General features: G+C 61.6%; 15 protein-coding genes. 9 read left to right on the top strand and 6 right to left on the bottom strand.

The features are described from left to right. Positions 1-42: 42 nt before the first annotated feature. The 7 genes from pglZ (at position 43) to CRI93_RS15015 (ending at position 9,212) form a co-directional block, all read left to right on the top strand. Entirely contained in the window at positions 43-2,628 is a 2,586-nt protein-coding gene (pglZ, locus tag CRI93_RS01475; RefSeq protein WP_098060822.1) for a BREX-1 system phosphatase PglZ type A, read from the top strand. A gap of 264 nt (positions 2,629-2,892) precedes the next feature. Further along, the gene (brxL, locus tag CRI93_RS01480) at positions 2,893-5,025 is read left to right on the top strand and encodes a BREX system Lon protease-like protein BrxL (RefSeq protein ID WP_098060823.1); all 2,133 of its coding nucleotides are present in this window, start codon (positions 2,893-2,895) and stop codon (positions 5,023-5,025) included. A gap of 154 nt (positions 5,026-5,179) precedes the next feature. Then, positions 5,180-5,644 carry a type II RES/Xre toxin-antitoxin system antitoxin gene (gene parS / locus CRI93_RS01485; protein ID WP_098060824.1) on the top strand — a complete coding sequence of 155 codons (465 nt, stop codon included), beginning with the start codon at positions 5,180-5,182 and terminating at the stop codon, positions 5,642-5,644. 25 nt (positions 5,645-5,669) lie between these two features. Then, the gene (locus CRI93_RS01490; protein WP_176521609.1) at positions 5,670-6,155 is read left to right on the top strand and encodes an RES family NAD+ phosphorylase; all 486 of its coding nucleotides are present in this window, start codon (positions 5,670-5,672) and stop codon (positions 6,153-6,155) included. Positions 6,156-6,653: 498 nt separating this feature from the next. Beyond that, the gene (locus CRI93_RS01500) at positions 6,654-7,292 is read left to right on the top strand and encodes a thioredoxin family protein (protein ID WP_217992484.1); all 639 of its coding nucleotides are present in this window, start codon (positions 6,654-6,656) and stop codon (positions 7,290-7,292) included. Positions 7,293-7,306: 14 nt separating this feature from the next. Next, on the top strand, positions 7,307-8,107 hold the full coding sequence (locus CRI93_RS01505; protein WP_098060827.1) for a TerB family tellurite resistance protein: 801 nt from the start codon (positions 7,307-7,309) through the stop codon (positions 8,105-8,107). Between the two features lie 331 nt (positions 8,108-8,438). Beyond that, a complete protein-coding gene (locus tag CRI93_RS15015; protein ID WP_245850253.1) occupies positions 8,439-9,212 on the top strand; it encodes a DUF6992 family protein in 774 nt (257 codons plus the stop codon). On the opposite strand, the gene CRI93_RS01510 is transcribed toward CRI93_RS15015, so the two are convergent. Next, positions 9,096-9,686 carry an FxsA family protein gene (locus tag CRI93_RS01510; protein ID WP_098060828.1) on the bottom strand — a complete coding sequence of 197 codons (591 nt, stop codon included), beginning with the start codon at positions 9,684-9,686 and terminating at the stop codon, positions 9,096-9,098. The two genes, CRI93_RS15015 and CRI93_RS01510, sit on opposite strands and share 117 nt — an antisense overlap. A gap of 142 nt (positions 9,687-9,828) precedes the next feature. On the opposite strand from CRI93_RS01510, the gene CRI93_RS01515 reads away from it, so the two are divergent. Both CRI93_RS01515 and CRI93_RS01520 read left to right on the top strand, forming a co-directional pair. Then, a complete protein-coding gene (locus tag CRI93_RS01515) occupies positions 9,829-10,884 on the top strand; it encodes an NAD(P)/FAD-dependent oxidoreductase (RefSeq protein ID WP_098060829.1) in 1,056 nt (351 codons plus the stop codon). Positions 10,885-11,063: 179 nt separating this feature from the next. Next, positions 11,064-12,122 (top strand): glycosyltransferase, encoded by a 1,059-nt coding sequence (locus CRI93_RS01520; RefSeq protein ID WP_098060830.1) that lies wholly within the window; start codon positions 11,064-11,066, stop codon positions 12,120-12,122. 416 nt (positions 12,123-12,538) lie between these two features. On the opposite strand, the gene CRI93_RS01525 is transcribed toward CRI93_RS01520, so the two are convergent. The 5 genes from CRI93_RS01525 to CRI93_RS01545 form a co-directional block, all read right to left on the bottom strand. After that, the gene (locus CRI93_RS01525; RefSeq protein ID WP_098060831.1) at positions 12,539-13,312 is read right to left on the bottom strand and encodes a ferredoxin--NADP reductase; all 774 of its coding nucleotides are present in this window, start codon (positions 13,310-13,312) and stop codon (positions 12,539-12,541) included. Between the two features lie 48 nt (positions 13,313-13,360). Next, positions 13,361-14,371 carry an AAA family ATPase gene (locus CRI93_RS01530; RefSeq protein WP_098060832.1) on the bottom strand — a complete coding sequence of 337 codons (1,011 nt, stop codon included), beginning with the start codon at positions 14,369-14,371 and terminating at the stop codon, positions 13,361-13,363. A 68-nt stretch (positions 14,372-14,439) separates the two neighbouring features. Continuing rightward, positions 14,440-15,816 (bottom strand): peptidylprolyl isomerase, encoded by a 1,377-nt coding sequence (locus CRI93_RS01535; RefSeq protein ID WP_425436950.1) that lies wholly within the window; start codon positions 15,814-15,816, stop codon positions 14,440-14,442. 167 nt (positions 15,817-15,983) lie between these two features. Then, positions 15,984-16,850 carry a peptidylprolyl isomerase gene (locus CRI93_RS01540; RefSeq protein ID WP_098060834.1) on the bottom strand — a complete coding sequence of 289 codons (867 nt, stop codon included), beginning with the start codon at positions 16,848-16,850 and terminating at the stop codon, positions 15,984-15,986. Between the two features lie 52 nt (positions 16,851-16,902). Then, a complete protein-coding gene (locus CRI93_RS01545; protein ID WP_176521611.1) occupies positions 16,903-18,573 on the bottom strand; it encodes a peptidylprolyl isomerase in 1,671 nt (556 codons plus the stop codon). Position 18,574: the final 1 nt, after the last annotated feature.

The following is an 18,574-nucleotide window of genomic DNA, read 5'->3' on the forward strand; positions in this document are numbered from 1 at the left end:
CAGCGCACGCCCTTGCATCCCTAATAACACCGTTCGCATTCCATGCCCAAGACCCTCGAAACGCGCGCCGAAGAGCACTTTGAACGCCGCAGTGCCCTGCGGGTGCTCTTCCTGTTTGATCCGGACGAAGACCATCGCGAGGCGATCCGCACGTGGGATCATCCCGAAATTGAGTGCATCGAGGCCACGCAGCCGGGACTCAGCACCATCTACCACATCGAAAAGCAAGGGGCCGATGCCAATGTGCTGTTGTATACCCCCCGTCGGCGTCCGACAACCGCCGACCTGAGCAGCTACCCGCTGGCCGACCTGCTCATCGCCAATGCCGAGCTTACCGTCGACGAAGCCGCCGAGCTGGCTGACGAACGCGACCTGCGTCCTGAGCAGCGTCGCCTCGTGCAGCAGTACTACGACAGCGACCTGCGCTACAAGAACCGACGCCGGTTCCTGGGCAGCACGCTCAGCCGCGAGCGCCTCACCGAAGACCGACTGAAGCGCGGGCTGGCCGCATACTACCTCGACCTGTTCGGTGCAGCCGCGCCTTCGTCCACCAATCACGTGATTGCCGGCGTGTTTATCCGCGCCCGTGATGAAGAGGGCTTCGCCGACTACCAGGAAGCCTGCGCCGCCCGCGACCTCGACGACTGGCTGGGCCAGCAGATGGCGCAGCGGTTTGCGCTCGACCGGGTTGCGTTCTCGCACGAGATGGTGAAGACCGCGGCGAAGCGCCTCAAGTACAATCTGCTCACGCAGCCACTCGACACCGTCTCTGCCGACGATCCGTACCGCACCACCTTGCGCGTTGAGCAGACAAGTGTGCTCACCCGCATGCGCGACCTGGTCAACGAATGGGACGCTCACAACCGGCTGTCGCCCTCGTACCAGCAGGTGCTCGATACACTGGCTCCGGAAGTCGACGAAGCCCGGCTCATGCAAGCCTACGGTTCCGAAGCCTCGTTCGGCTACCTGACACCCGCACTGCGCCGTGAGCGTCTGCGCCAGGCCGTCGCACTGTTGCCCGAGCAGCCCGAAACGAGCCAGCAAACCGTGCAGTCGCTCCGTAGCAGCGACGACCAGGCCGCTGCCGAAGCCGCACACGTGGTGTGGCATATGGCTGCGTTCTACCGCCATGTTAACGCCCACGCCACCCTCGACGTCGGTGCCCTCGACGCCTTCGTCGACACCTACACCACCGACCTGTACCGCTGCGACACGCACTACCGCGAGGCCGTGCGCATCATGCAGACAATTCGGCGCGAGCAGTCCACCTACCGCAGCGTCATCGACGATGCTTACGAATCCTTCCTGCATGCCTATGCCGACCAGTTCGTGCAGGCGATGAACATTCCCTGGCAGCAGAAGCTGGAGGCCGAGGCGGCGTCCCAGCCCATCCGCGACGCCTTACGCATCCCGCCGCTCGACCAGTTCTATACGCGATATGTGGCGTCTGTTGAGAAAAAGACCGCCGTCATCATCTCCGACGGACTACGCTACGAAGTGGCCGCGGCCCTCGACAATGCATTGCAGAGCACGCGCCGCAAGCACACCACGCTGGACGCAACGCTCGCTCCCATCCCGTCGATTACCTCGCTGGGCAAAGCCTGCCTGCTGCCCCACCACACCCTTGCGCTGGATGCCGACGCCGCTGGCATCCAGGTGGATGGGACGACCGCCAACAGCACCCGCCAACGCAGTAAACTGCTTAAAGCCGGTCGGTCGGATGCGGAGGTCTTTCGCTTCGACGATCTGAATGGCCTGACGACCGATGAGGGACGCGCTCGCATGAAAGAGCACTCGCTCGTGTACATCTACCACGATCGCATCGACCGATACGGCGACAAAGCCGACACAGAGACCGACACCCCGACAGCCGCCTATGAGACCGTCAGCGAGCTACAGGGCTTCATTCAGAAGCTCAACAACTGGAACGTGCGCCGGGTGCTCATCACCGCCGACCACGGCTTTCTGTACGACGACAGCGTCCCCGACGCCATGCAAGAGCCGTTTCCACCCACAACACGCGCCGACGGCACCGAGGGCTACGTGGTGCGCCGCAATCGCTGCGTAGTAGCCGATGCCGTTGCGGCTGAGCATGGGTATCAGTTCGAAGTCCCCGCAGTGAGTCCGCTAACCGACGACTGGCAGGCCGTGGTGCCGCGTGCGGTCAACCGATACAATCTGTCCGGCGCGGGCAAACGATATGCGCATGGCGGCGCCAGTCTGCAAGAGCTGGTGGTGCCGGTGCTCGAAGTGGAAACCACGCGCACCGACATCGCCGAAAAAGTCGATGTGCGGCTCCTCACCAGCAAGAACACGATTCTGTCGGGCGTGCTGAAAGCCGAATTCTTGCAGATGCAATCGATATCTAACACGGTGCGCCCACGCACCATCCAGGTGGGACTGTACGACGACCAGGACGCCCTCATCTCCAACAGCGAAAAACTGGAGATGGACGTCGTCGCCCCAGATGATCCTGGCCAGCGCACGCACACCTGCCTGCTGGAGCTGATGCCCCAGGCTGATGACCTGAATGCCTGCCACCTTCGCGCACACGATATTGAAGACACGCTCAACCCGATCATCGACCAGCCGTTTACCATCCAGCGCCACTTTGGAAGCGACTTTTAGAACCTGTTTGGGTTTTGGTTTGACGGCGAGAGCGAGGGACGCTGAGGCGAAAATTGGACCCCAATCGAGGTTCGTAGCCGGGGCTACGGGCCGAGATTAGGGGCAATTTGCAGCCCAGCGAAGCCGCTCGGAGCGCCCTGACCGTAGGGAAGAAGTACTCCTGGGGTGCCCAAAATAAGAAATCAAAACAGGTTCTTAACGGGCCTGTTTGCATCAGATCCGTCCAGTTGTGTTCATGCTCCTACCGTAACGTCTCTGTGTCTTATGTCCAATGCGATGCACGAATCAGACGAGTCCCTGGTCGATCAGCCATCGCCCGAATCTGACCTGGAGGCGCTGCAAACAAAGATTGTGCGTGCGTTAGAGGGGAAAGTCGTGCGCAAAGACCTCACGCAGTTGGTGAAGGGCAACGCAGTCGTCCCCACGTATGTGCTTGAATACTTGCTGGGCCAGTACTGCCCCACCGACGACGAAGACCTGATTCGGAATGGGGTCGAGAAAGTGCGGCAGATCGTTCGTAACCACTACGTGCACCGCGACGAGGCCGAGCTGGTCAAGTCCACGATCCGCCAGCAGAAAGAGCACAAGATCATCGACCGGGTGTCGGTGCAGCTGAACGAGAATCGCGACATCTATGTGGCTGCGTTCTCCAATCTGGGGATTCGCGGTGTGGAAGTCTCTGAAGAGGTGATCGAGCAGCACCCGAAGCTGCTCACCAGCGGCGTGTGGTGCATCGTAGACATGGCGTATCTGCACACCGAAGAAGCCCGCCGCTCCCCGTGGATCATCGAGCGGCTCAAACCGATCCAGATGGGCAGCTTCGACGTGCAGGACTACCGGGCCTCGCGCAGCCAGTTCACCACCGACGAGTGGCTCGACCTGCTGATCCAGAGCATCGGGCTGAACCCGGCCACCCTGAGCCGTCGAAACAAGCTCTACCAGCTCGTGCGGCTCATTCCTTTTTGCGAACGCAACTACAACCTGATCGAGCTCGGGCCGAAAGGCACCGGCAAGTCGCACATCTACTCCGAGTTCTCGCCGCACGGCATCCTCATTTCAGGCGGCGACGTGACGAAGGCGAAGCTCTTCGTCAACAACAACACTGGCGATATCGGCCTGGTTGGGTACTGGGATGTGGTCGGATTCGACGAGTTCGCGGGCCAAGACAAGCGCGTAAGCCGGGGACTGGTCGACATCATGAAAAACTACATGGCCAACCGCAGCTTCTCGCGCGGGCGCGACACAATGTCGGCGGAAGCCTCAATGGCGTTTATCGGCAACACCGACCGCTCGGTGCCCTACATGATCAAGCACTCGAACCTGTTTGAGCCGCTGCCCAAGGGTTACTACGACCCGGCCTTCATCGACCGCCTGCACTTCTACGTTCCGGGGTGGGAGGTCGACAAGCTGCGCAACGAGATGTTTACCGACGGCTATGGCCTGATCGTGGACTACCTGGCCGAGGCGTTGCACACGCTACGCGGGGAGGACTTCAGCCTGATGGCCCGCGAGCATTTCGAATTGGACGCCTCACTCACCAAGCGCGACCGCGACGGCACGATGAAGACCCTCTCGGGGCTGCTGAAGCTGTTGTATCCAAACAAGCAGTGCCCGAAAGACGAAATGAAGCGTCTGCTGGAGTTTGCAATGGAAGGGCGCAAGCGCGTAAAAGAGCACCTGCTCCGTATTGACGAGACGTTCGAGGTGGTCGACTTCCAGTTCAGCGATCGTGAGAGCGGGACCGTCACCGCTGTAGATACGCTGGAGTTTCGGCAGCACCAGAAACTTGTCGCTGCCTACGAATCCGACGCGGATAGAGCCACGGGCACAAGTGCTCTGGTGCCCGATCTCCCTACGAAGCCAGATGGTGAAAGCGAAGAGGCTGCTCCGGTGCTGGAAAGCGGGACGCAGGTAGAGGTGATGGAGAACCAGAAGGGCATCTCCTACGAGACGCTCTTTGCCCCGTACCTGCGCGAGGCCACCAAGATCGAGATCATCGACCCGTACGTGCGGGCCTATCACCAGGTCAAGAACGTAATGGAGTTTTGCGACATGCTTCTCCGCACTCGCCCGGAAGGGGACGAGGTGGATGTCCACCTCATCACCGGCGCTGACACCGACAACCAGGACGAGCAGGAGCAGTTCTTAGACGAGCTGTCCGACAGTCTCGCGGGAACAGGCGTTCGGTTCACCTACGAGATCTCGTGGGAGAGCATGCACGCCCGCTCGATCAAGACCGACACAGGGTGGAAGATCAGCTTAGACCGCGGGCTGGACATCTTTCAACCGCCAACCAATCGCTTCGACCGGGGCCGCGTCAACCAGAAAGCTCGCCGCTGTAAGCCATTCGAGGTAACGTATCTGCGTGATGAGGATGTGTCACTACAAAAAGGATAACGGCAGAGATGACAGCACAGTCCAACGATGAGTATCTTCCAGACCGCATCAACAGACCCAGATTGCACCAATGAGCCGCCATGTGCAGAAACAGGGGCGACAGATGTCGCGTTAAACATCTTGTAATGCATTAGCCCTAACGAGCCTCCACGCTATGTCCGCTTCTTCTGCCGAGACCTCGCCTCAGGCCGACCAGCACGCGTTCGAAGAGGCGCTGCATGCATTCCAGGTGACGACGCCCCCCGAAGCGGCTACGCCCGATATGGAGCACGTGCGAGAGGGCTTGGGACTGGCTGAACTTGACGCTGTAGCCGAAGCGCTGGATCTGGCGCTTACCGACCTGGAAGACGTACTCGGCGTATCCAGCCGTACAGTACAGCGCCGCCGCGCCGAGGGGAAAACGCTTTCGCCAACGGCATCAGATCGCCTCTGGCGGCTGTTGCATATCTGGCAGCGTAGCCGCAGGGCCTTTGCCTCTGACAACGCGGCGCGCACCTGGCTTAAAACGCCGCATGGGCTACTCGGTGGAGAGACGCCTCTGCAGCGTCTGGATACCGAGCCCGGACTGCGCGAGGTGGAAGATCTGCTGACCACCATCGATGAAACGGGCGCGGCGTAATACCGGTGCATCCCTTGTCTTTGGATTGTTGATCGAACGCATGACGGTCTACCGCCTCACCAAAGCCGCCTACGCCGATACAGCGTTCCGAGGCTCGCGTGGACGAGGACGCTGGCACGAGCAGGGCATTCCTATGGTGTATGCTGCCGACCAGCCCGCCACAGCGCTCCTTGAGACTCTCGTGCATACGGGCCGCGCTGATCTTGTCGCCACCGATTACGTGCTTTTCCGGATCAAATTGGACGAAGATGCCCATGTGCTCACCGTTCCCGATGAATCGCTTCCGAGCAACTGGCAGGCGTGGCCCTGGCCCGCATCCACGCAGCAGATTGGTACGTTCTGGCACGAGCAGCACCGGTCGGTGGCGCTTTCTGTTCCATCAGCGGTCGTGCCTATGCAACGCAACATGCTGCTGAACATCCAGCACCCTCAGTTCACGGCGCTTACCATTGACGGTCCAACACCATCTCCTGTAGACACGCGTCTGGCGACAGACTCCCCCTCGTTGTGATGCCAGGTCCTGTGCGTTTGATGATAAAGAGGATCGTATTGCCAATCTCGCACGCGTTCTCTTTCCTGCTTGATTTCCAAAAAAGTTGGTCCCAAACCCACGGACTTCCGTACATGTTTAGCGATTTGTAGCCCGGGACTGGTATTCCGACAGCGGTCGGAAAGACGTCCCGGGCGGTTGTTGAACCACGCTAAACAGATACCACGACAAAGGGAACCCCACGACGGAAGGCGCTACCATCTGAGCGGTTTCCTTTTGGGGCAGATGCCAATCGGTGGCCTGCTTGTCCTCCCCAATCCATCCCGGATAATCGACTTCGAGATTCAGCAGAGACACTCCCGCCCAGGTGTATCTGCAAACATACATCGGACGCGCAACGGCTCGGATGTCGTAAGCATACAACCTGCGTAACAGTCATCCGTGATACAACACAGACACCCGGCTGCGCCACGATGCCGCGCATCCCTTCGTACACATTTTCCACAATCCGACCTCCGTATGTCTGCAACTGACGCTCCGACCCGCGAATCCGTTGATCTGAATCGTATCCGCACCGATGGGATGACCTATGCCGACTACAAAGCGCATTGGGAGGCTGAGCGCACGGCTGACCTGCCCGACAATGCGGACGCGTCGGACCGCCGCATGATGCACTATCTGAACTACAATCATGAGCGTCAGGCATCGGTGCACGATGCGTATATGGTTTCCGACGAGCTGAAAGATGCCCTTGATGCTGCCGACACGCCGCAGACGTGGATGGTGCTCACCGAGCCCTGGTGTGGCGATTCGGCCTTCATTCTGCCGATTATTGCCGAGGCAGCGCAGACGCACTCCGACATTGACCTGCGCATTCTGCTGCGCGACGACAACCTGGACCTCATGGACCGCTTCCTAACCGGCGGCTCCCGGAGCATCCCCAAACTGGCCGCGCTGGACGAAAACGGCACCGTGCTGTTCACCTGGGGCCCGCGTCCCAATGTGGCGCAAGATCGTTACGACGCGTTAAATGCCGATGGAAAGGACAAGATGGCAATTGTGAAAGCCCTTCTCGATTGGTATGATGAGGGCGGTTGGCAGCATGTAGAGCGCGAACTCATCGACACGCTGCACGCCGCCACGCCCTCTGCCTCGTAACTTCCGCACTCCACATGGCCTACCCGACCTGGACGCCCGCACACGACATTGCTCTGCTCTATATGGCTGCCGCCTACGGCACCGACCACAATCTCTCACCCGAAGAGGGGGTGTCGGTGCAGGCGGCCCTGGCCCCGTGGGCGGCGGGGTACAACCTGGAGGTGCGCCCCACGCTCATCGAAGGCGTAACGCGCCTCACCGAGGCCGACTCGCCCGACGAAGCCGTCGACCAGGCCATTGAGCGCCTCTCAAACGAGCTCAGCGCCGACCATCACACCGACATCCTCGAAGGGCTTGTCGATATCGCCGAGGCCGACGGCGTGCTGCTTCAGCGCGAACAGGGTCTCATTGCCCACGTAGCCGCTGCCTGGGGCCACAAAGCCCTTGGCGAGTCGCTGCTCGACAACACCACCGCCGAGGTCGAAGGTACCTCCGACGACTGGAGCCTCATCCACGAACTTGCCTTTCTGTTCATCGCGATTGCGCACGCAGGCAACAACGAACTCAACACCGACGAAATCGCCATGCTGCGCAAGCGCCTGCAGCCGTGGCATCCCGATCTTGGCGAAGAAGGCATTGACGATGTCATCCGCACTGCGCTACGCGTTTACGCCGATGCTGACGAAGACCTCATCCAGCACGTGGTCGAAACGCTCAAGCAGGCGCTCCCCGATGTACAGCTCCTGGCCGTGCTCGACGACATCTACTGCATGGCCCGCGCCGACGGCCCCGTCACCGATGCCGAAGAGTCGCTTATCGATACGCTCGGCTCTGCGTGGGATGTGCAGGTGCGCCTGTCGCCCCGCTGCAAGTAAGAACCTGTTTTGATTTCTTAATTTGGGCTGCGAGCGGCTTCAATGGGCTACAAATTGCCCCCGATCTCGGCCCGTAGCCCCGGCTACGAACCTCTATCGTGGTTCAATTTTCGCCGCATTGCTGCTCGCTCTCGCCATCAAACCAAAACCCAAACAGGTTCTAAGTCCGGGAGCAGCAGCGCCTGCAAGTACATATGGAGCTGGGGGGAAGCAGAGCAAAGCGCCCAATGCAACAGTTCCATCACACCCTTCACAGGGCGGATCGCCGCACTGAAGCCGTGCGTTGGTCGTTGATGGTCGTGACCCTCTCAAAAAATCCTCGCAGGCCCCTATGTCTTGGATCCACACCCTGGCCACCCACGCTGCCACACGCTGGGTTGCTGGCGGACTCCTGGCCGCGGGCGGATGGGCGCTCTATCAAACCGCCACCGCCCAGACAACGGCGCCACCGCCTCCAGATGTCGACCCCGCGCCAGTCGAGCATCGCGAATCCCCATCTGTCGAAGCAGCGCCTGCTCATCCCACTGAAAACGGCACTGCGAATGCCTTCCGCACTGAGGCACCGTCCCCCGATCCCACACGCATTGAGGCGCTGGTAACCGATCGCGTACGCGCCGAGCGCAATCACCTGTGGCGCGTGGCGGCGTGGGGTAGCGCGAACATGGTAGGCGGGCTGGCGCTACGCCTTGCCTCCGACCCTACCGATACCCGCGCCTTCGGATTCCAATCGGCAACCTGGGGCGCGGTCAACGTGGGCATTGCGGCGGCAGGACTACTCAGTTTACGCGACCGGCCCACCACGTGGCGCAGCGCCGTAAATGCCGAGCGCCGGTACCACGACATCCTGCTGGCTAATCTGGGACTCAATGTGGGCTACGCCAGTGTGGGCACCGCCATGGTCGTAGCGAGCACGTACAACGTAGACCAGGCCGCCGCGTGGCGGGGGCACGGCAGCGCGCTCATCCTGCAAGGCGCCGGACTGTTTGTGTTAGACGCCATTGCGTGGCTCGGATCCCGAGGGCGCATCGTCGACTTCCTCGGCATGCCCGGGAACCTCGCGGCCCGACCCTTGCCAGTGGGCGGAGCGCTCACCTGGCGTTTCTGAGTCATCCGGATCGAAGCCATCGGGGCGTTCGGGGCCGAAATCGGACATAGAGCCGCCCGAAAAGCCTCCGCCTCCAAAACCAACACCGTACTGCACGTTCATGGAGCCCGTCTCCAGTTTGTGCTTAAAACGCTTCACCACAAAGCGACGAATGAGGCGACGCGTGGGCGGTAGCAGTCCCAGAAAGCCCACGACATCTGTAAGCACGCCCGGCGTAACGAGCAGGGCGCCCGCTACCAGAATAATCACGCCCTCTACGATCTCATTGCCCGGCAACCCGCCCTGGCTCAGGCGCGCGTTCAGCTTTTTCCACGTTGAGGCGCCCTCGCGGCGGGCCAGGTAGCCGCCCACCACACCCGTTACCAGAATAAGTCCCACCGTGGGCCAGAAGTCGATGAGCTTCTCCACCTGAATGAAGAGCACAAACTCAATAGCGGGCAGCAGCAGAAACAGCAGAACAATACGGAAAAGCATACGGCACACAGCAGCAAGAAAACGGACATCACGACGCAGCCGAACGGGGCTGCGGGGCGTTGCATCCCCCTAAACACATGCATTGGCACGAAGGATTCAACGCGGGCTCGCTTTCCTACCACATAGATACATAAACAGGCGGATGACGAAACGGATTGCCATCATTGGGGCGGGCGCTGCCGGACTCACTGCGGCCTGGCGCCTGCGCAACGCGCCATACGAGGTACAGGTGTTCGAAAAGAGCCGCGGATACACCGGGCGCGCAGCCACCCGCAGTCACGGCACCGTGCGCTACGACTTCGGGGCCAACTACATCACGCGTCCGCCTGAGCGCATCCGCCAGTTACTTACCGATACGCTGCCCCACGACGCCCTCGCCACCATCGACCCGCCGGTGTGGACCTTCGACAAGGCGGGGAATCGCGAGCCGGGCGATCCAGAGTCCAACGCAGCACCGCGCTGGACCTACGCGCACGGCATCAACACGCTGGGCAAGCTGCTGGTTGAAGACGGAAATCTGTCAGTGCAGCGCACCACGCGCATCCACCACCTTACGCGTACCGGCGGCGCTTGGCAGCTTCATACCGAGCAGGGGGAGACGCACGGCCCGTTTCATGTGGTGCTATCCACGCCGCCATCTCCGCAAACGGTTGCTATTTTGCAACGTAGTTCGGCGGATGCAGAGAGCGAGACACACATTCGGCAGTGCATCGCAGCCTTGGAGGTGGCCACGTACGCGCCGCAGTTCGCCTACGTGTTTGGACTCGCCGCGCCGCTCCCGCGTCCTGAGCCGTTCCACGCGCTCTTGAATACCGACCGTGCGCATCCCATTGCCTGGATGAGCATCGAAGACGACAAGCCGGGCCGCGTGCCCAGCGGGCAGTCGGTGGTGAGCGCGCAGATGAGTCCCGACTGGACCGCCGAGCGCGTAGACGACGACCCTGCCGCCTACACCGATACCGTGCACGCGCTGGCATCGGACGTGCTGGGTGTGCCGCTTCAGCCGCTGGCCTGGACCGATGCGCACCGCTGGCGCTATGCCGCTCCCACTGCTGCGGCTCCGGATGCACCACTCAACGCGGCTTATGAAGCCGGCCTCTACTTTGCAGGCGATTATCGCGTGGGCAAAGGCCGCGTGGCGCTGGCGATGGACAGCGGCTGGACGCAAGCCGAACGCATCATGGCAGATTGGACGTAACGCACGCTCCCGCGTTGCCCATGTTATGCCGACCAGGGCACTGTATGCGCTAAAAGCGACACGAGGCGTACGCTAAAGCCTATGCGTAGACCCAGCGCCGGTGGGTATTATGGAGCGGACTTGATCAGCCATAGGGCTGCAGGTTGACTCTTATCCATGGGCTTAGCTCGCGTACCTGCATGGCACACCCCCCAGTCACATTCTTCTATCCATATCCCGACGAACTGGCACAGTGCGCCGACTGGTCGCTCACCGATCCGCGTCCGTGGAGCGTGGAAGGGCAGGAGCGTCGCCGTGCCTGGATTTTGCAGACGTACCTGCACATGCGGGCACACGGCTACCACGTCAACATTGCGCCCGTGCTGCCCACCGAAGGCATCGTCGTATTCATCCCAGAGGTAGAGAGCCTCCACGCGTTGCGTAGGCAGTACACCCGAAGCCACCGTGCGCTTACGTTTGTAACGGTGCGCGCCGACGTGATCGAGTTCCGATCGCCCTGGGCCGATGCTGAAATTGTCCAAAACGGGCGCTTTGCTGATGGGCACCGAAGCTTCTTCGTGCCCCACTGGCCGCAGCCGGGCATCATTCCGCGCGATCCCAGCCGGGGGGCTCGCATTGAGCATATCACATTCAAAGGCGGATTTGGGAGCCTCGACAAAGCGTTTCGGTCGGAGCCGTGGCAGCAGTTTCTGGACGAGCGCGGACTCACCTTCGAGATTGCGTCGAAGCACACCCAGAGCGCAGTGCCGCGCTGGCACGACTACGAACACGCCGACCTGATGCTGGCTGTGCGTCCGCTGCATGGTGACGGCGGGCAGCGCTGCGAAAAACCGGCGTCAAAGCTTGTGAATGCGTGGATGGCAGGCGTGCCTGCACTGGTGGGGCCCGAGTATGCGTTTCGGGAGCTGCGCGAGGATCCGCTCGATTACGTGGAAGTGGGTTCGCTGCGCGACGCGATGGATGCCATCGATGCACTGCGCGACGATCCCGATCGGTACCATGCGATGCGTGCACACGGCCTACAGCGCGCTCAGGCGTTCACGCCAACCTGCATTGCCGAGCGCTGGGCTGAGGTGCTTTTTGAGCATGTACCCGCGCTGGAACGGCTCCCCACGCGTCGGTGGGCGCAGCGCCTTCCTCTGCCCCTGCGTCAGGGCTGGAATATGGCAACAAGCCCGCCGTCTCTGTTCGAGTTGCGAAAAATAGGCGGGCAGGTCTATCGATCGCTACGGTCATAGCTCCAACTCTATAATCTCAGGACCCAGTCAAACATACAAGGGGCTAAGAATGGATTGTGCCATGGGTTCAGAAGGCGCAGAGCTCCCCATCGTCCTGTCAAGGCGCGCCCCTGGCGTCGCTGACCCGGAGCCGAGCGAAGCGACGCACGAAGTAATCCATTCGCCGTTTGAGAGTTGCATTCATATCCGATGCACATTCATCCATTGGAGGATGGATCCCAGATCGTCTACCGACCGCTGTCGGCATCCGTCTGGGATGACCGTGTAGGGGCATAAACACGCATTTCTGCACGTTCAACGGCAAATACATGTATAGCACAACGCGTCCTAAGACACGGGCTCATGCAGCCATCATACCCTGTGGTATAATTCCAGGCGCAACCAGCTGGTGTCTTCAAACGCGCTTGAGCAACAGCCTACGCAGACGTGTGCCGCTCCACAAAGTACTTCTCCTCATGGATGCGGTCGTCGGGCAGTCCGGCACGGGCGCCAATGCCCTGTGCCTTGTCGATCATCTGGGGGTGGCCGCAGGTGTAGAGTGCGGTGTTGCGCAGGGGAAAGCCCGATGCATCCCAATGCTTGCGAAGCACATCCTCAACGCGTCCGCGCTCGCCCATCCAGCTGGGGTCTTCGTGCGGGCGGCTCACGGTGGGCACATACGTGATGGCGTTGTGCTCGGTGGCGTACTCGGCCATTTCGCGACGGTAGCGCCCCAACTCATCGGCGTAGCTGCCGCCGTGGATCAGCAGGAAGCGGTCGTTGCGTCGCTCCGATGTTGGCGTATCCAACCAGGTACGCAGGATGCTGAGGTAGGGGCCCACGCCCGTAACGGTGGCAGCCATGACGTGGTGCTGCACATCGGTGTCGAGGACGAAGCGGCCCACGATTTTGCGGCGCATCCAGAGCGTTGCACCGGGCTGCAGCGTCCACAGGCGTGAGGTGAGTTGCCCATCGTCGACGCGCTCCAAGTAGAACTCCAGGTGCGTATCGCCGGGCGTGCCGATAACCGAGTACGGACGCAGTAGCGGGCGCGGCTGGTCGTCTTCGGCAAGGCCGAGAGTGGCGTACTGGCCGGGGGTAAAGGAAATCGGTTCGTCGGCCTCCACATGTAGCACGCCCACGTCGTCGGTAAAGAGTTCGCGGCGCGTAAGGGTGAGGCGAAGGTAGCGTTCGGGGTTGAGGTTGGGCATAGGAAAAAGCAGGACCTGGCACGGTGAAAGCCGAACACGCACAACGACTTATGCCTCCAGGAGCCGCTGAATCACGTCTTGTGTGGAGATGCCGTCGGCCTCCGCATTAAAGTTGGTCACGATGCGATGACGCAGCACGGGGAGCGCAATGCGGCGCACATCCTCTTCGAGCGGGGTCGCGCGTCCGTCGAATGCCGCGAGGGCCTTTGCACCCAGGATCAGGTACTGGGAGGCGCGAGGTCCAGCCCCGTACTCCAGGTAGTCGCTCACGTACTGCGGCGCACGCTCGGTGTTGGGGCGCGTCTGTGCTACCAGGCCCACAGCATACTCGATGAGATTATCCGTCACCGGAAGCTGGCGCACAATCTGCTGGTAGCGGATGACCTCCTCGGCGGTAAGGACGGGCTCGGCCTCGGGCAGCGCATCGGCGGTGGTGGTGCGTACCACGTCGACCTCCTCTTGAAACGAGGGATAGTCGAGCCACAGGTTCAGCATGAAGCGGTCGAGCTGCGCTTCGGGTAGCGGGTAGGTGCCCTCTTGCTCGATGGGGTTCTGCGTGGCAAGCACAAAGAATGGGGCATCGATCGGACGTGTTTGGCCACCGGCGGTAACGTGGCGTTCTTGCATCGCCTCCAGCAGCGCGGCCTGCGTCTTGGGCGGCGTACGGTTGATCTCATCCGCCAGCACAATGTTGGCGAAGATAGGCCCCTGAACAAACTCAAAGTGGCGCTTGCCGTCGTCCGTCTCCTGAATAATGTCGGTGCCTGTAATGTCGCTCGGCATCAGGTCGGGCGTAAACTGGATCCGGCTAAATGACAGGTTCAGCGCGCGCGACAGGGTGCGTACCAAGAGCGTTTTGGCGAGGCCGGGTACGCCCACCAGCAGCGTGTGGCCCCGGGCAAAGAGGCTGGCGCATACCTGGGTGATGATCTGGTCTTGCCCCACAATAACGCGGCTGATTTCGTTGTGGAGGCGGTCGTAGGCCGCGCCAACTTCAGCAACGGCATCAGCGTCAACAGGAGCGTCGGTGTCAGCAGGCGGGGCCGAGGAAGTAGACATACAGGCAGGGGGGCTGGGTTAGGGGCGGCATGGAGAATGGAAGGACGGTGCGCAGGCGGAGAGAGCCGTTACTGCGCAGCCATGATGTCTTCCGGGTTCTCAACCATGACCTCTATGTAGACCTCTTCCCGTTTTTCGGCGATCCACTCTTCGAGTACGCGGGTTTGTTTTTCCTGCAGCGCAAACTGGCGAATCCGCTCGTAATCCATGTCCAGGTTCACGCGATGCTCAGGTGTGCGGCGGTGCAGTTGCACGATGTGGTAGCCGCGGTCGCCATCGAGGAGGCGTACGCGGTTGGGCTCGCTCACGTCGCCGGGCTCCAGGCCGCGCAGGCTCTCTTGCCACGACGCACCCAGGCGGTCCAGCACCAGGTCGGGCATGCCGGAGCGCGGATCGACTACGCGTCCGCCCATCTCGGCACTTCGGGTTTCTTGTGAGTGGCGGCTGGCCATGCGTGCAAACGACTGGTCGTGGTTTACGACCGAGTCGCGCACGGCGCTCAGGTACTCAATGGCTGCTTCTTCGTTGGAGCCGCGGGGGTCGACCCGAATGAGGATGTGGTTGAGGTCGACAGTGTTGCCGCTCCGTTCGTTGACGCGTATGATGTGGTAGCCGGTGTGCGTAGGGTTGTAGAACGGTTGCGACACCTCGCCAATTTCGATGCGCGAGGCGACCGCCGCGAACTCGGGTACAAAGTCGTTCACGCTGATGCCGCTGATGCGTCCGCCCTGACTTCGCGAGCCGGGGTCTTCCGAAAACTGCTGAGCCATTTCCTCGAACTCGGCGCCTCCTGTAACGACAGAGTCGCGAATGGTGGTAATGATTTCCTCCGCTTCAGCGCGGGCTTCTTCGGTGGGCTGGGGGTAGCGTACGATGTGCGAGAGGCGTACCGAAGCGGGAAGAACAGGCAGCTCTTCTTCTGGAATCTCGTTGAACCACTCCTCGATTTCAGAGGGCGTGATGCGAACGCGGTTCAGCCGCTGCTGGCGCACACGCTGGGCGAGCAACTGATCGCGAAAGTCTTCGCGGAGCGATTCGCGCAGCTCGGCGGGCGTTTGCCCATAGGCCTCAGCCAGTGCCTCCTCGCCACCGGCCTGCTCAGCCATCTGCTGGATTCGGCGATCAAGCTGTGCATCCACCTGTTCATCGGGGACCGTGATGTTGGTGTCGCGCCGAGCAATTTCTGACATAACCCGCTGGTTGATGAGCTGGTCAAGCCCCTCGCGCCACAGCTCTGGGGTCACGTCGCCTTGTTGGTCTTGCTGCTGCACCAGCGTGTTTGCGATCTGATCGACATCAGACTTCAAGATCACATCAGAGCCGACGACGGCAACCACACGGTCGACCAGGTCGCGGCTATTCTCGTGCGATTGCGCATAGGCGTCTACACCTATCAGGCCCAAGCCGATCAAAAGTGCAGAAGCGAAAAGTGAGCGTAGCATCATAGAAAAACCCAGAACGTCTGTGCAAAAGAGGCGGTTACGGGCAGGAGGCAACATAGGCGTCCTGCTCGTACCGAAATACAAAAAGTCGCGGAGCCCCCAAGCAGGTTGTAGAAAGCAGCATGCAAGAGGGCGCGTGCAAGAGGGCAAACCGAGGAAACCCATAAGGCTTACTCGGCAGTGGTCGTATCGTTACCGGCGGGCGCAGAGAGGTGCACATCAAGGGCGCCACGGGCTTCTGCTTCGTTACGTAGCCGTTGAACCTCGCGCGCATACATCTGTTTCCGCGACTGCGTGCTCAGGTGGCGCTCAATCTGAGGCGCAACCCACTCCAACTCAGGTTCTTGGCCCGCCTCAATGCGCTCTACCAGGTGCAAGACGTGGTGCCAGTCTTCCCCTTCAATCGTAGTCACTTCACCGGCATTCATGTTGGATATGCGGTCGCGGAGTGCGGGGGCGTCGGCTGTGCGCTGACGCTCGGGGTAGAAGCGTGTACCCACTGCGCAGGCTTGTTCAGGGTCCGAGGCGTCGCGTTGACATACGGTGGTCCAGGACTGGGGGGCGCTGCGCAGTTCAGAAGCCAGCGTGCTCGCAGTAGAGGCGTCGGCCACGCGCACGTGGCGAAGTTGTAGGTACGGCTCGCGGAGACGCAGGCGATCGCGGTTGCGCTCAAAGTACTGCGTCACGGCCTCGCGGCTGGGCTCGACCTCAGCGGTCTCGTAAATGCGACTGGTAAGCGCGTTGATGAGAACCGAACGGCGCTGCTCGCGCAATTGTCGTTGCACGTCGGACTCGCTCTCCAGGTTAAGGCGCTCAGCCTCGTTCAGCAGCAGCGTGCGCGTGACCCACTGATCCACAATCTGCCGTCGGGCCTCCACCGTATCGCCCCCGACCGCGATCGACTTCATCGCGTCGCTAAGCTCGGCCTCTGTCAGGTAGGTGTCGCCTACACGGGCCGCATACGGTTCACTGGGGGATTCATCGGCGCATCCTGCGATCACAAGGCACAGTGCGACAACGCTAAAAAGACGCATCATGGATATGTGCGTAGCAGGCGAGGATGGCATATGCAAACAGGGGGCGGCGTGTTTAGGGCTGATAGGCGGCGTGTTGCTCCCGAAGGCGCTGCGGAAACAAGTCGGCTCCGTAGCGAGCCCGTAGCCGCTCTACGTAGGCCTGCTCGCGATCGTTGGATGGCGACGATGCAGGCGACGCTGTAGCCTGAGGATCATCGTTTAAGGAGGGAGACGAGGCGCCGTCGGTCCATACCGAATCTTGCATCAGTTCAAAGACGAGCAGGCCGTCCGTGAAGGCAGTGAGTTCGTCGTCCAGCGACGCATGAGTCTGGGCCCAGGTCACTGCCGCATGGTCTAAACGGCGCTGGTCGACCCATTCGTACAGGGCGTCGTTCAGGGCCGACCCCCGCAGATCGCTGTGGGCCTGCAGGTAGGTTTCAAAGTCGGGCGTGCGCAGCGTATCGGGACCTACAACAGCCAGGGCGGTGTCGGGCGCATTGCGCGGCGTGCCGGCTACGGGGCGGGACCAGTCGCTGATGCCGAGTGCCTGCTCCACGGCGCTGGAGTCGACCGTGACGGCGATGGTGTCGCGGAGCGAAGCATACAGCGCGTTGCGGCGCGCTTCGGTGCGGGGCAGGTCGTCGAGGCGCTCGCGAAAGGTGGCTTCGGCCTCGCTGTCGGACGGGAGCGGCTCGGCCTCGCGGCGCTGAATCAGGTAGAAGCCGTGGTCCAGAGCCACAACATCAGAGATAGCGCCGTCGCTGTCGAGCGGGCGCACGGCGTTGCGAAAGGCAGGCGGCACGTACTGGTCGATGGAGAGCCAGCCGAGCTCGCCGCCGTTTTCGGCAGTGCGGGCGTCGTCGGAGTGGGCAATGGCAGCTTCGGCAAAGGCGGTGCTGTCGGGCGAGAGGGCTGCGGCCAGCGAGTCGATCTCGGCGCGTGCGGCCTCGCGGGCTTCCGGGCTGGCGTCATCGGGACGTATGTGCAGATGTGCGATGCGCGTGCGCGGAAGCCGCGGCTTGCGGTCGAGTACGTCGATTAGGTGGTAGCCGAACGGCGTGCGCACCACCGTAGGCGGGGCATCAATCGGGTGCTGGTACATGACGTCTTCGTACGGGCCCACGAGCTGCCCGGCACTCAGGTAGCCCAGATCGCCCTCGAATCCGCGCTGGCCTTGTCGGGATGCGGAGGGATCATCGGATTCGGCGCGCGCCAACTCGGCAAAGTCGGCGCCGTTTATCACGGAGTCGCGAAGCGCCTGAATCTGTGCATGCGCCTGCATGGTGTCTTCGGGCGCGGCCTCTTCATCCACCCGAATTAGGATGTGGCGGCTGTGCACCTCTTGCGTGCGACGGGCAAGCAACGTGTCCAGAACAGGCCCCGTAACGTGCGCATCCATAAACAAGGGACGCGCTCGCTCGCGGGTGTACGTTGCAATCTCGCGGCGGATGCTGGGCTGCTCCTCGTATCCGGCCTGGGTGGCCTCGTGGACTTTCAGCCGGTAGTTGAGGTACTGGTTCAAGAACGTGAGCAGGGCCTGGGTGGTGTCTGCGGGGGCATCTTCGACCTGCTGGCGTTCCCACGCAGCGCGTAGCTCGTCGTAGTGAATGGCCTGCCCATTGAACGCGGCGACCGGCGGCGGAGCGGACTGCGTGGAGGACGAGAGGAGCTGGCATGCGCTAAGCAGAAACATACTGGCCAGAAGCAGTCCACCAGCCACGACCGAAGACGAAACGGGACGCATA

The organism is Longimonas halophila, assembly GCF_002554705.1.
GTDB classification, from domain to species: domain Bacteria; phylum Bacteroidota; class Rhodothermia; order Rhodothermales; family Salinibacteraceae; genus Longimonas; species Longimonas halophila.